This window comes from Sphingomonas sanguinis NBRC 13937 (assembly GCF_001591005.1).
GTDB lineage: Bacteria > Pseudomonadota > Alphaproteobacteria > Sphingomonadales > Sphingomonadaceae > Sphingomonas > Sphingomonas sanguinis.
Genome location: NZ_BCTY01000039.1, coordinates 1 through 13,008 on the forward strand (window position 1 = coordinate 1; position 13,008 = coordinate 13,008).

A 13,008-nucleotide genomic window follows, 5' to 3' on the forward strand; every position below is an offset into this window, starting at 1 on the left:
TCCCAACCGCGCGGCGACCGCCTCGACATCCTCGCCCGGCGTCACCACCAGCCATTCTCCCGGCCGTCGCCCATCCACCAAGGTCACCGCATTCTTAGGACACAACCCCAGGCACTTCGTTTCGACCACGCCGACCGGCGCCTTGCGACCGTTGCCGAAGATCCGCTTGAGCGCCTTGGCCAGCGACGTCTTGCCCTTCGGCCCGAACCCACCGCCGACCTTTTTCGAACATTTGCCGCAAACGAGCACCGTCGCTTCCCAGTCCGCCTTGGCGCGACGGATCATTCGGGCTTCCAGCTCCGGCGTTCCTCGGCAGCGCGCAGGACCTCATAGGCCGCCTGCACCTGCTGGAACTTCGTCGCCGCCTCGGGGTCGTTGGGGCGGATATCGGGATGGTTCGCCTTGGCGAGCCCGCGCCACGTTGCGCGGATCAGATCGAACTCGGCATCCGGCTCCAGCCCCAGCGCATCCAGCGCGCGCATCTCATCCCGCGAGCGGCTGCCGTCACCCGGCCCGGCCCAGGCCTGGTGCTTGGACTGGGCATAGCCTGCGCTGGTCTGCCGTTCCGAGGCTTCGCGCGCGGCGGCTTCCTCGGCGCTCAAGCCCTGAAAATAGTCCCACCCGCGATTATACTCGGCGGCGTGCGCCTCGCAGAAATACCAGCGGTCGGGGCTGTTGGGGGATTTGGGAGCGGGGCAGTTGCCCGGCTGATCGCAACCATGCCGGTCGCAGATACGCACCGGCTTGGCCTCCCGCGACGCGCCATAGCTGCGCCAGCGGGGAAAGCCCCAGTCATTGGATCGAGTAGTAGAACGCGCCACCGGCCCGATTTAAGCGACTTGCGCGGCGGTGCAAGCATAGACGCCTCGCTTTGCGGCACCGGACCTTCCGACTGCGCCTCTGAATCGCTTGACCGGCGATGGTTCCCTCGTTCATGAAATATACGTCATCATATATTCATGTCCGCTTCGGACATATGCGGACACCAGCCTTATCGGGAGCCAGCGTGGCCCAAGACCGTTCCTTCCTGGCCAATGCCAGAGCCGACGTGCCGGCGTCGATCGTGGTCGCGCTCGTCGCGCTACCGCTCTGTCTCGGCGTCGCGGTCGCCTCGGGCGCACCACCTTTTGCAGGTATGATCGCCGGGATCGCAGGCGGTCTGGTCGTCGGCTTCCTGTCCAAATCGCCCCTGTCGGTCGCGGGCCCCGCCGCCGGTCTGACCGTGATCGTGTTCGAAGCGATCGAGCGGCTGCCCAGTTTCCAGGTCTTCCTGCTGGCGGTGATGCTGGCGGGTGTGCTCCAGTTGGCCTTCTCCTTCACCCGCGCGGGCGTGTTGGCGGAGTTCGTTCCCTCCTCGGTCATCACGGGGATGCTGGCGGCGATCGGCCTGATCCTGATCCTGAAGCAGATCCCCCATGCCATCGGCTATGACGGCGATTTCGAGGGCAGCTTTGAATATGCCAGCCGGGCGGGTGGCAACACCTTCACCGACCTGTGGACCAGCATCAGCAACGACATCGCGCCGGGCGCGGTGCTGATCGGCGCGGTGTCGCTGGCCTTCCTGTTCTGGTGGGATCACGCCAAGCCCAAGCAAGGCCCGCTGCGCCTTCTACCCGGACCGCTGGTCGTCGTCGTCATCGGCGTGGTCGGCAACATGATCCTGGGCGCGACGCGTCCCGACTGGCAGCTGGCGGGCGCGCATCTGGTCCGCGTGCCGGTCGCGGGCAGCGCGTCGCAGTTCCTCGGCCAGTTCCAGCTTCCCGACTTTTCGGCGATCGGCATGGGCGCGGTGTGGACGACCGCGATCACGCTGGCGATCGTGGCCAGCCTGGAATCGCTGCTGAGCGTCAAGGCCGTCGACGAGCTCGACCCGCGCCGCCGCACCACCGACAAGAATTGGGAACTGATGGCGCAGGGCGGCGGCAATATCGTCTCCGGCCTGCTCGGCGGCCTGCCCGTCACCTCGGTGATCGTGCGCTCCTCGGCCAATGTCGATGCGGGCGCGGAGAGCAAGCTGTCGACGATGCTGCACGCCACCTGGCTGCTGCTGTCGGTCGCGCTGATCCCGGTCGTGCTGAACCAGATTCCGCTGGCCGCGCTGGCCGCCGTACTGATCGCCACCGGCTACAAGCTGTGCAAGCCCAAGCTGTTCACCGAGCGGTACAAGCAGGGATGGAGCCAGTTCATCCCCTTCATCGTCACCATCCTGGCGATCCTGCGCACCGACCTGCTGATCGGCATCCTGGTCGGGCTGGTCGTCGGTTTCGTCTTCGTCGTGGCGCGCAACTTCCGCCCGGCGCTGACCTTCGCGTCCGATGGCGAGGATTGCCTGATCCGCGCGCGGCGCAACCTGTACTTCATGCACAAATATGAGCTGCAGAAGTCGCTGGCCAAGGTGCCCGACGGCGCCAACCTGCTGATCGACCTGTCCTCGACCTCCTATGTCGACCTCGACAATGTCGACATCATCAACGCCTTCATCAAGGGCGCCGACTTCCGTGGGATCAGCGTGATCGTGCGCGGCGACATCGCCGAGCGGACCACGCCGCTCATCAATGCCCCATCGACCGGAGTGCGCTACGCATGAGGGAATATAAGCAGCTGCTGCTCGCCAATAAGGCTTGGGCGACCGAACTCCTCGAGGAGAAGGCCGACTTCTTCCAGCGCCAGACGGCGGGGCAGAAGCCCGACTTCCTGTGGATCGGCTGTTCCGACAGCCGGGTGACGCCCGAGCAGATGACCATGACCCCGCCGGGTGGCATGTTCCTGCACCGGAACATCGCGAACCTGGTCCATGACGACGACCTGAACCTGTTGTCGGTCGTGCAATATGCGGTCGACGTGCTGAAGGTCCGCCATGTCATCCTGTGCGGCCATCATGGCTGTGGCGGGGTGCTGGCAACGATGGAGGGCGGCACGCAAGGGCCGGTCGACCGGTGGCTGGCCAATGCCCGCGACGTGCTGCACCGCCATCAGGACGAGATCGACGCCCAGCCGGATCAGGCCGCGAAGGTCAACCGGCTGGTCGAGGTGAACGTCATGGAACAGTTGCGCCATCTCGCCCGGCTCGACACGATCCAGAAGGCCTTTGCCGAAAAGCGCGAGCTGTGGCTGCACGGCTGGGTCTATGACATTCGCGATGGGCATATCAAAACCCTGCTCGAGATCGACGCGAATACCGACCTCGACGGCATGGTCCGTCCCGACAAGGTCCTCGTCTGATCGCGGCCGCTTGATCGCGCCCCGGTGACCGCCTAGCCTCCTCCGGTCCATGGGGGGAGGATGACATGCGGCACTGGGGTATGGCGGCGATGGTCGCGTTGTTGGCGACGAGCGGTGTTTCGGCGCGCGATCTGGAGGTTCCGGCGAACAAGGGCTGGATGCACGCCGAGACGAAACTAATCGTCCGGTCGAGCGTCGCCGGGCTGAACCGCACCGCGATCACCGACGCGACGACCTCGGAACATGACATCGCCGTCAAGCTGGAGAGCCCCGACAAGGCGGTCTTCGCCACGCTGTTCGTGTTTCACCCGGCGGTGCCCAGCGTGCCGCTCTGGTTCGACCGCTCGCGCGCCGCGATCGAGGAGCGCAAGAACTTCGACAAGGGCGCACCGGCCAGCGCTGACCCTATCGCCTTTGCGCCGATGGGCACGGGCCCAGCGGTCGGCTTGCGCCAGAGCTGGTCGCTGCTGAGCAGCCCCTATCGCAGCACGTCGCTGGCGGTAATGCCGATGGGGGAGTGGTTGCTGGTCATACGCCTGACCGCCGAAAAGCTGACTGCTACGACGCTCGACGGCAAGATGGACGAGATCATCGCCGCGCTGAAGCCCGCCATCGCGACGACACCGGCCTATCCGGGCCCGGCGGTGCCGATCCAGCCCTGCGCCAGCCAGACCGACTTCGCGCATCTGCCCAAGGCCAAAGTGGAAAAGCCGGGTGGGGCCAATATGCTCGCCAATCTGTTGATGAGCGCCGCGATGGCTAGCGTCGTCGAGAAGAACAAGACAGACCCCCATGCCGAACTTGAAAAACCGGCCGCGCCCCTTTGCCGCGATGGCGAGGGCCATACGCCGTTTGGCGTCTATCGTTGGCAAGCAGCCGACAGCGAGGGCTATATGATCGCGCTGTACGATGCCGGACGAACGATCGATGTCTTTCCGGATCTGATCAGCCAGGCCAAAAACGACAAGGCAAAATCCTATGCCGTCCGATTGAACGACGTGGATAACAGCGCCAGCAGCTATCCATCGTTCAACAATCTGCCCCGCCCCGAACAGGTATGGGACCTAGTGAACAAGGGAGCGCCCACCGGCAAGTCACGGGGCGGCAACATCACGATCAATTCCGAGGCACTGGGCGGGTCCTGATCGGACCCTGCCTATGCGGGAAATTCAGCCAGAGGGCCTGTAAGCCGGGTTCTGTCCACCGGCCAAAGCCGGATGGGCGACCATTCTTCTAGGACGATGCTTGCACATCGCCTCAAGCAACCAACCCGGATAGCGGGCGGGAACGCGCCCCGACGCTTTCGCGCCATGCCATCCCTATTCGGTCTTGCTCCCGGTGGGGTTTGCCATGCCGTTTCCGTTACCGGACCCGCGGTGCGCTTTTACCGCACCCTTTCACCCTGACCTGGCCGAAGCCGTGGCCGTCTGCTCTCTGTGGCACTGTCCCTGGGGTCGCCCCCGCCGGGCGTTACCCGGCACCGTTATTCCGTGGAGCCCGGACTTTCCTCGCCCCCGGTTACCCGAGGCCGCGGCCGCCCGGCCCTCTGACTGCGGGCGGATGTAGACGGATTGGGGATTAGGGCAAGGAGTTTGTGACGGAGCCGCCCTGCCCCCCTCAATCATCCCCCTGCGGACGCGGCAGCAACAGCGCCAGCAGGATCATCCGGCACTCCGCATCGATCTCCCCATCCACCAGTTCGGGACGGAAGCGCCGCTGGAACGCCATGATCGCCGCCATGCGGTCGGTCACGTCATAGCCGAACCGCTCCAGCGCCAGGCAGAAGCCCGCCTCGGTCCACATCGGGTCCATCAGCTTCTTGGTGGGGCGCGGCAGCGCCAGGCGGCGGCGGGCCAAAGTGCCCCAGGGAAACAGCTCGCCCGGGTCCCGCTTGCGGGCAGGCGCGATGTCCGAATGACCGACGATATTGCCTCGTGTGATGCCGTGGCGCTTCTGGATGTCCGCCATCAGCTCCATCAGCGCGGCGATCTGTTCGTCGGGAAACGGGCGATAGCCCCATTCATGGCCGGGATTGACGATCTCGATGCCGATGCTGGCCGAGTTGACATCCTCGATCGACCGCCAGTGCGATCGGCCTGCATGCCAGGCGCGGTTCTCTTCATCGACCATGCGCAGGATCGTGCCGTCCTCGGCCACCAGATAGTGGCAGGACACCTTGGCGTCCGGGTCGCGCAGGCGGGCGATCGCCGATTCCGCGTCCTGCATCCCCGTATAGTGCAATACGATCATCATGATGGGCAGACTACGCGCGTCGAAATTGGGCGACGGCGTTTCGACGATCGTCATGCAACCTCCTGAACGACCCCGGTTCATCGCCCCTGTTAGCGGCATCGGACGTTCAAGGATATGGCTTCATGCCACGCCCCGGTCAGGCGTAGCGAAATGGGCCATCGGTCGCACATTTCTCATAGACCGCGCGTCCCGTCTCGGCGATCTGGAACAGGTCGGTCTGGCCGATCACCGTCTCGCCCGCGCCCAGGAGCAACCCGCCCGAGGGGCGTAGTGCCTCCGCAATCACCTGAAAGGCGCGCTTCTTGGGCTCGGGCGCCAGGTACAGCATTACGTTGCGGCACAGGACCAGGTCGAACAGGCCGCTTGGGGCCGGGTCGGCGATCAGGTTGAGCTGACGATACTGGATATGGCGGATCAGTTCGGGCTTGGCCGTCCATTCGTCGCCCGACCGCCCCTCGAACCAGCGGACCAGTCGGCGAATAGGCATGCCGCGTTGGACCTCGAATTGCGTGTAGCAACCGGTCCGGGCCCGGGCGATGGCGGTTTCGGAGACATCGGTCGCCACGATCTCGGGGATCGGCGTGCCGATCTGCTGCTGGCGCTCGGCAAAGACGATCGCCAGCGACAAGGGCTCCTGCCCGGTCGAGCAGCCGGCGCTCCAGATACGCGCGCGGCGGCCGCTGCGCTCCACCTCGGCGACGCGCTCGACGATATGGTCGAAGACGTGCGGATCGCGGAAGAAGGAGGATTCGCCGTTGACCAGCGCGTCGATCACCCGGCCCGCCAGATGGGGATCGCGCCCGTCCAGCACCGCGTTGACCAGTTGGTCGAGCGTGTCGAACCGGCGCTCGCGCATCAACGGGAGCAGGACGGTATCGACGCGGGTCGAACGATGGCTGGCGATCTGCTGCCCGGTCCGGGCTTCGAGCAGCGCGGCGAGGACGGTCAGCGCCTGGGCCGTCACTACCCCGCCCGGCCTCGCGGCCATGGGCGTGCCTCGTGGACTGCCGGGGGCGGGCCATGGAATTGACGCTCCCATCATGCCATACGTCCCGTGGCGATCATGGCTCCGATCTCCTCCGGCGACAGGATGGTATCGGCCAGTTGGTGCGATACGACCGCGCCCGGCATGCCCCAGACCACCGAGCTTTCCCGGCTCTGCGCGACGATGCGGCCGCCCGAGGCTTTCAGCGCCCGCGCGCCGTCCAGCCCGTCGCGGCCCATGCCGGTCAGCACGATACCCCAGGCGCGGTCGCCCCAAAGCTCGGCCAGCGAGGCGAACATCGGGTCGACCGAGGGCAGGCAGCCGCTGCGCGCGCGTTCATGCTTCAAGCGGATCGCGGCCCCGCCATCGGTCAGGCGGACAAAGGTCATATGCGCATCGCCCGGTGCGATGATGATCCGGCCGGGCCGCACGCGCATCCGGTCCTGCGCGACCTCGCACGGGCGGCGGGCGACGGTGGCGAGTTGCGCCGCGAAAAAGGGCACGAAGTCGACCGGCAGATGCTGCGTGACGACGACCGGCACCGCAACGCTGCCCGGAATACGGCCGAGCAGCTTGGCGAGCGCATGGATGCCGCCGGTCGAGGCACCGATCCCGATGATGTCGGGCAGGACGATACCGACCGGCTGGCGGACAGAGTTGGGAACGGGGGCAGGCACCGGCGCCGGACGGTCGTCGCGCGGGGCCAGCGCGTCCAGTTTCTGAATGAGGGATTCGCCGAATTCCGCCAGTCCTTGCGGTCGCGGCTTGACCAGCGTGTCGGCCGCCCCGTGCGCCATCGCCTGCACCGCCGCGGCACCGCCGGTCGGGGTCGAGCTGGACACGATGACGATCCGCGCGCCCTGCCCCACCGCCTGGATACGGGGCAGCGCGGTGATGCCGTCCATGCCCGGCATCGCGACGTCGAGCAGGATGATGTCGACCGCCTGGCGGCTCAGGAACTCCAGCGCGGCATCGACATGGGTAACGGCACCCGCAATCGCGAACCGCTCATGCGGTTCGATCTGTCGGGCGATCAGCGCCCGCGCGACCGCCGAATCGTCGACGATCAGAATGCGCGTCGGCGCAAAGGCCCGTGAGGGCTGCACCGTCGAGACGGGATCGGAGTGGATGAGCGATGCCATGTCGACGGAGCGTCGGGGACGTACCTGACTCGAGTGGTTCAGATCATGCCGACGAGCTGGAGCTTGCTTTCCAGCGTGTCGCGATCAAACGGCTTCATGATGTACTCGTCGGCACCGGCATCGATCGCGGCGCGGATATGCGCCATGCCGTTCTCGGTGGTGCAAAAGACGATGCGCGGACGCGGCGCGATATCGGCCTCGCGCAGCGCGCGCAGGAAATCCATGCCGCTCATGACCGGCATGTTCCAGTCCAGAAGGATCACATCGGGCACCGATTCGAGGCATGCTTCCAATGCCTCGCGCCCGTCCCCCGCCTCACGCACCTGGAGGTCGAGCGTTTCGAGGATGTGGCGAGCGACCTTGCGGATCACCTTGGAGTCATCGACGACGAGACAGGTTTTCATGCGGTACGCCCTATTCTACCGTGGCCCCGTGGGGACCCGTCCTGCACGATAAGGCGGGAAAGTAACGGCCCGGTTAATCGGTCAGGCCGCCAGCGATGCGGCCTGCGGCACCAGCCGCTTGAGGTCGAGGACCAGCAGGGGCTCGCCGTCGCGCACCACCATGCCGTCGGCGGCGCGCGACCAGCGCCCCTCGGCCGGGGGAACGTGCGGCATCGGGCTGGTCTCGAACATCTCGATATCGTCGAGCGCGTCGATCAGCATCGCGTAATAATGCCCGTCCTGCTGGGTGATGACCGCCCGGCGGACATGCGGCGGCATCGGCTCCAGCCCCAAGGCGAGCCGGGTGTCGACCACGGTGATGACCCGGCTGCGCAAGGCGGTCAGCCCCCGAACCGATGCTTCGGCGCGCGGCACGGCCACCACCTCGCCGATATCCACCACCGAATCGACCTGATCGGCGTCGAAGACCACACCCTGCCCGGCGATGCTGGCGATCAGGAACAAGGGCATCAGCGACCTCCCCGACGCGCATGGCCCGCCAGCGCGGCGATCAGCGCTGAACGGTCGTAACGATAAATGCTGTCCGAGCCCGTGCCCCCCTCCCGATCGCGGCGCAGGCGCACGACCGGCGCGTCGGACGGGTCGCAGGCCCCCGCTTCACCCTCCATGACCAGGCGAACGGCCGGGGCCTCATCGGCGCTCGAGCGCGTGGCACAACGATAGCCATGCGCTTCCAGAACGGGCCGCAGGAACCGGTCCATCCAGGCCGCCCCCGCCCCGTCGAGCAGGCAGAGCGGCGCACCGGCCCCGCCCTCGCTGCTGCCCTCCATGTCGAGGAACAGCGTCAGCGGGTCGAGGATTTCGATCGCCTGGCCGTCCCAGACCGTGACGCCCAGCACGATGCCCCCGGAGGACGCGGCGATCTCGGCGGGCAGCGGGATAATCTCCAGCGCGGTCGTCATGGCATAGGCGCATTCCGCCTCGCCATCGGTCAGGCGGATCACCTCGATCTCGCGACCGGTCAGCGCGTCGTCGAGCGCGACCGGATCGACATGGTGGAGCGGCACGGTCGTCTCGCCGATGACCAGCCGGACACGCCCGCCCGAACGATGCACGGCCGAGGTGGCGACCTTTTCCACCCGGTCGATCGCGGCCAGCGGCATGGTCCGGCGCACCCCGTCCAAATCCTCGAACAACAGGGCGGGATGGGTCGCCTCCTCCGCCTCTTCCTCGGTCGCGGCGATCACCTCGCGCTGGAAGCGCAGGCCCGCCGCCGTCGCCAGCCCCGCACCGTCGAGAAGGAGCATGGGCAGGCCGCTGTCGGGCAGGGTCTGTCCGGCATAGAGCCCCGTCGCCATGACGGCGGGTGCGGCGGGCTTGACCACCACTTCCTCGGTGTCGAGCACATCGTCGACGCCCAGCGCATAATCACCGTCGCGGGTCGAGACGATGACCAGATTGGCGGGATCGCCCTCCCCTATCCCCAGGAACGGCGCGAGCGGCAGCATGGGCAGGCGGCGTCCGCGCACTGTGGCGATGCGGATGTCGCCGACCGGATCGATCCGTACCTGTTCGCCGCGCACCTTCACGATCTCCTCAATCGCCTGGCGGGCGATGGCGAAACGCTGCGTGCCGACCGCAATGACGATGGTCGACATGATCGACAGGGTCAGCGGGACATGGATGGCGATAGTCAGTCCCTTGCCAGGCCGATTGTCGAGCGCGACGCGGCCGCCGACATGCTCGATATTGGCGCGGACCACATCCATGCCGACGCCGCGTCCCGACATGGTCGACACGGTATCGCGGCTCGACAGGCCGGGCTCGAACACCAGCTTCAGTTTTTCCGCCGGGGTCATCACCGCGACTTCGGCGGCGGAGCGCAGGTCGGTCGCGATCGCCTTGGCCGCAACCCGCGCGACGTCGATCCCGGCACCGTCATCCGTGACCTCGATCAGGATCTGGTTGCCCGACTGGCGCGCGGTGACCTGGATATGGCCGGTTGGCGACTTGCCCGCGCGGCGACGCTCGACGGGGCTTTCGATACCATGATCGATGGCATTGCGGATGATGTGAACCAGCGGATCGCGCATCATCTCGATCATCTCGCGGTCGAGTTCGACGTCCGACCCTTCGATCTTCAGCGACACCGCCTTGCCCAGCTCGGCGGCGGTGTCGCGTACCATGCGGGGCAGCGCGGAGAACAGCCCGTCCACCTTCTGCATCCGGGCGCGGGTCACCGTGTCGCGCATGTCCGCCACGGTCAGCGACAGCCGGTCGAGCGCCGCCTCGACACGCGGGTCGAGCCCCTCGTCGCGCAGCCGCCGGGCCAGTTCGTTGCGGGCGAGCACCATGTCCGACATGCCGCTCATCATCCGATCGAGCAGATCGACGTTCAGGCGGATGCTGCGCGGCGCGACGCGCGGAGCCGGAGCCGCGCGGGGCGCGGCGGCGACGGCCTTTTCCTCGATATGTGCAACGGCTGCGATCAATAGGTCGTCGCCGGAATCATCCTCCGGCGTGCCGGCGGCGATCGCCTCGACGATGGCGCCGATCCGGTCGACGATCGCGAGCACGGCATCGACCAGCCCGGTATCGGGGGCACGATGTCCGTCGCGCACGGCGGCCAGCGCATCCTCGGCGGCATGGCTGAGGCGGGCGAGGCGCGGCAGGTCCAGAAAGCCGCAGCTGCCCTTCACCGTATGGACGAAGCGGAAGATCGCATCCAGGCGCGCACGGTCGGCCGGGTCCGATTCCCATGCGACGATCTCGCCGGACAGCGCGTCCAGCGTTTCGCGGGTCTCGGCAATGAATTCCTGCAGCAGGTCGTCCATAAGTCCCCGAGGGCGCGCTCCCTTCGCCCACCCTCTTGCCGCCACAAGATTAAAAGGGTGTTTACCCCGCGCGGATCGCCGCACCCAGGATCATGGTATTGGGCGCGGGTTCGGTAACCAGGGTCATGCCGCCATGTTCGGTGGTCAGCGTATGGACCAGGAAGGCGGGCGCGGTACGCGACGCCAGCGGTTCGATCCCCTGCCCCTCCATCAGCGTCCGCCGAATTTCGGGGTCGAGCAGGATGCGTGGCCCCTCGATACGGATCGCGATCTCGATCGCCTCGCGCCCGGCCTCTGCGCCAATGTCGATGGTGCCGCCGCGCGCCAGCGCCTCGGTCGCGATCAGTGCCAGGTTCATCAGGATGCGGACCGCAGGCTTGGGCAGGCTGGGCTGGTCGACCAGCCAGCCCAGCGTCGTGCGGCGATTGTCGATCAGCAGCCCCTCGATGGCGGCCTTCGCCTCGCCCATATCGACCCGATCGGAAAAACCACCGCCGGCGCCGAAGGCCAGGCGAAAGAATTTCAGCTTGTTGGCCGAGGCGCGCGCGCTGTCCGCCAGCAACTCCATGCAGCGTTCGCGCATCGCCGGATCGGTCTCGTCGGCCAGCAACTCCAGCCCGTTGTTGAGCGCCCCCACCGGCGACAAAAGATCGTGGCACAGTCGCGAACACAACAGGCTCGCGAAATCCACCGGGCTGACGGTCATGAAAAATCCCTCGACAAACTGGCCCTTTGTGACGTGGGCCTTCATCATGCGCAAGCAAGTGTAAGCGGATCGAAGCGGCCATGTCGCCGACCCGCCGCCACCGCGCGCCAGGCGGTGACCTGTCCACCGCCCGCGATCAGCCAGATACTGCCGTCGGGCGCGGCGTCCGCGGCATCGCGGGGCGAGGGCTCGGCCAGACCGGTCGGATGGGAATGATAATGGCCGATCACGCCCGCCCCCCCGGCCCGCGCCGCCCGGTGCGCGGCGATCAGCGCGGCCGGATCGATCTCGAAGCGGTGCCAGGGCTCGGCCGCGACATTGGCGCAAGCCTGCGCGCCGTCGATGCGATCCCCCTCGCCCAGCAGCAGCCCGCACACCTCCCAATCCGGCGACGCGGCGGCGGCGGTGCGAATGAAGTCCAGCGTATCGCTTGAAATCGTTACGGTCATGCCCAAATGGGGTAGCCTATGGACCGGGGGGTTTCCATCATCGATGCGCGGATCGCGCCCACAGCGGACGGCTGGCGGTTGGACCGCGCGCTGGCCGATGCGGTGCCTACCCTGTCGCGCGAACGGCTGAAGGTCCTCATCAACAGCGGCGCGGTGACCCGCGACGGCGTGATGGCCCGAGACCCCGCCAAGCGCGCGACGGGCGGCGACCTGTTCCAGGTTGCCGTGCCCGCCCCCCTGCCTGCGCATAACGAGGCGCAGGATATTCCGCTCGTCATCGCGTATGAGGACGAACATCTGATCGTGCTCGACAAGCCCGCCGGATTGGTCGTGCATCCGGCGGCAGGAAATTTCGACGGCACGCTGGTCAATGCTTTGCTCCATCACTGCGGCGGATCGCTGTCGGGGATCGGCGGCGTCGCGCGGCCCGGCATCGTCCACCGCATCGACAAGGACACGTCGGGCCTGATGGTCGCAGCCAAGACCGACCGCACGCATGAGGGGCTGGCCAAGCAGTTCGCCGCGCACTCGATCGACCGCCGTTACCGCGCTATCACGGGCGGCATACCTCGCCCCGCCGACGGTACGGTCGACGCGCCACTCGCGCGCAGTCCCCAGAACCGCAAAAAGGTCGCAATCGTGCAGGGCGGCAAGCGCGCCGTGACGCATTACCGCACCATCGAGAAGCTGAACAACGCCGCGCTGGTCGAATGCCGTCTGGAAACCGGGCGGACGCATCAGGTGCGCGTGCACATGCAATCGCTCGGCCATGCCTTGCTGGGCGACCCGGTTTATGGTAGAACAAAGGGTGCTCAAAAAGCCCTGCTCGATGAACTCGATTTCCGGCGCCAAGCCCTGCACGCGGCGCATCTGGGCTTTATTCATCCCATAAGTGGTAACGCTTTGGCGTTTGAGAGCCCGATGCCCGCCGATATGCAGGAACTGTTCAGTCGGCTTCACGTATAGCAGAAGACCGCCTCGCGCCCGACGACGGGGCGAAACGGATTGACGCT

At 66.8% G+C, this 13,008-nt stretch carries 14 protein-coding genes and 1 other RNA gene; 4 read left to right on the forward strand and 11 right to left on the reverse strand.

Going from position 1 to position 13,008, the window contains the following annotated elements; translation table 11 throughout:
• Positions 1–285: hypothetical protein (locus SSA01S_RS14090; RefSeq protein ID WP_061780861.1), on the reverse strand; the 285-nt coding region annotated here is incomplete at its 3' end.
• Positions 282–821 (reverse strand): J domain-containing protein, encoded by a 540-nt coding sequence (locus SSA01S_RS14095; protein ID WP_061780862.1) that lies wholly within the window; start codon positions 819–821, stop codon positions 282–284. The genes SSA01S_RS14090 and SSA01S_RS14095, both read right to left, overlap by 4 nt.
• 185 nt (positions 822–1,006) lie before the next feature.
• Here SSA01S_RS14095 and SSA01S_RS14100 point away from each other — a divergent pair, with 185 nt between their 5' ends.
• The 3 genes from SSA01S_RS14100 to SSA01S_RS14110 all read left to right on the forward strand — a co-directional run bounded on the left by SSA01S_RS14100 (position 1,007) and on the right by SSA01S_RS14110 (position 4,367).
• Positions 1,007–2,587, forward strand: coding sequence for a SulP family inorganic anion transporter (locus SSA01S_RS14100; RefSeq protein ID WP_156477817.1), 1,581 nt, complete (start codon positions 1,007–1,009; stop codon positions 2,585–2,587).
• Positions 2,584–3,222 (forward strand): carbonic anhydrase, encoded by a 639-nt coding sequence (locus SSA01S_RS14105; RefSeq protein WP_061780864.1) that lies wholly within the window; start codon positions 2,584–2,586, stop codon positions 3,220–3,222. Before SSA01S_RS14100 ends, SSA01S_RS14105 begins: the two co-directional genes overlap by 4 nt.
• 65 nt (positions 3,223–3,287) lie before the next feature.
• Positions 3,288–4,367 (forward strand): hypothetical protein, encoded by a 1,080-nt coding sequence (locus SSA01S_RS14110; protein ID WP_156477819.1) that lies wholly within the window; start codon positions 3,288–3,290, stop codon positions 4,365–4,367.
• 24 nt (positions 4,368–4,391) lie between these two features.
• On the opposite strand, the gene rnpB is transcribed toward SSA01S_RS14110, so the two are convergent.
• From rnpB to SSA01S_RS14155, 9 genes are all read right to left on the reverse strand, one after another.
• Positions 4,392–4,772, reverse strand: an RNA gene (gene rnpB, locus SSA01S_RS14115) — RNase P RNA component class A.
• Between the two features lie 67 nt (positions 4,773–4,839).
• Entirely contained in the window at positions 4,840–5,529 is a 690-nt protein-coding gene (locus tag SSA01S_RS14120; protein WP_061780866.1) for an N-acetylmuramoyl-L-alanine amidase, read from the reverse strand.
• Positions 5,530–5,611: 82 nt separating this feature from the next.
• Entirely contained in the window at positions 5,612–6,463 is an 852-nt protein-coding gene (locus SSA01S_RS14125; RefSeq protein WP_061780867.1) for a CheR family methyltransferase, read from the reverse strand.
• 50 nt (positions 6,464–6,513) lie between these two features.
• Entirely contained in the window at positions 6,514–7,602 is a 1,089-nt protein-coding gene (locus tag SSA01S_RS14130; RefSeq protein ID WP_061780868.1) for a chemotaxis protein CheB, read from the reverse strand.
• 38 nt (positions 7,603–7,640) lie between these two features.
• Positions 7,641–8,006, reverse strand: coding sequence for a response regulator (locus tag SSA01S_RS14135; RefSeq protein ID WP_058733076.1), 366 nt, complete (start codon positions 8,004–8,006; stop codon positions 7,641–7,643).
• Positions 8,007–8,087: 81 nt separating this feature from the next.
• Positions 8,088–8,516: a chemotaxis protein CheW gene (locus tag SSA01S_RS14140; RefSeq protein ID WP_061780869.1), complete on the reverse strand. Its 429-nt coding sequence runs from the start codon at positions 8,514–8,516 to the stop codon at positions 8,088–8,090.
• Positions 8,516–10,840, reverse strand: a complete 2,325-nt coding sequence (locus SSA01S_RS14145) for a chemotaxis protein CheA (RefSeq protein WP_061780870.1) — start codon at positions 10,838–10,840, stop codon at positions 8,516–8,518. The genes SSA01S_RS14140 and SSA01S_RS14145 overlap by 1 nt, the downstream gene beginning before the upstream one ends.
• Before the next feature lie 61 nt (positions 10,841–10,901).
• Positions 10,902–11,546 (reverse strand): histidine phosphotransferase family protein, encoded by a 645-nt coding sequence (locus SSA01S_RS14150; RefSeq protein ID WP_061780888.1) that lies wholly within the window; start codon positions 11,544–11,546, stop codon positions 10,902–10,904.
• A 44-nt stretch (positions 11,547–11,590) separates the two neighbouring features.
• Positions 11,591–11,995 carry a M67 family metallopeptidase gene (locus tag SSA01S_RS14155; protein ID WP_061780871.1) on the reverse strand — a complete coding sequence of 135 codons (405 nt, stop codon included), beginning with the start codon at positions 11,993–11,995 and terminating at the stop codon, positions 11,591–11,593.
• Between the two features lie 18 nt (positions 11,996–12,013).
• On the opposite strand from SSA01S_RS14155, the gene SSA01S_RS14160 reads away from it, so the two are divergent.
• Positions 12,014–12,961 carry an RluA family pseudouridine synthase gene (locus tag SSA01S_RS14160; protein WP_058733080.1) on the forward strand — a complete coding sequence of 316 codons (948 nt, stop codon included), beginning with the start codon at positions 12,014–12,016 and terminating at the stop codon, positions 12,959–12,961.
• Positions 12,962–13,008: the final 47 nt, after the last annotated feature.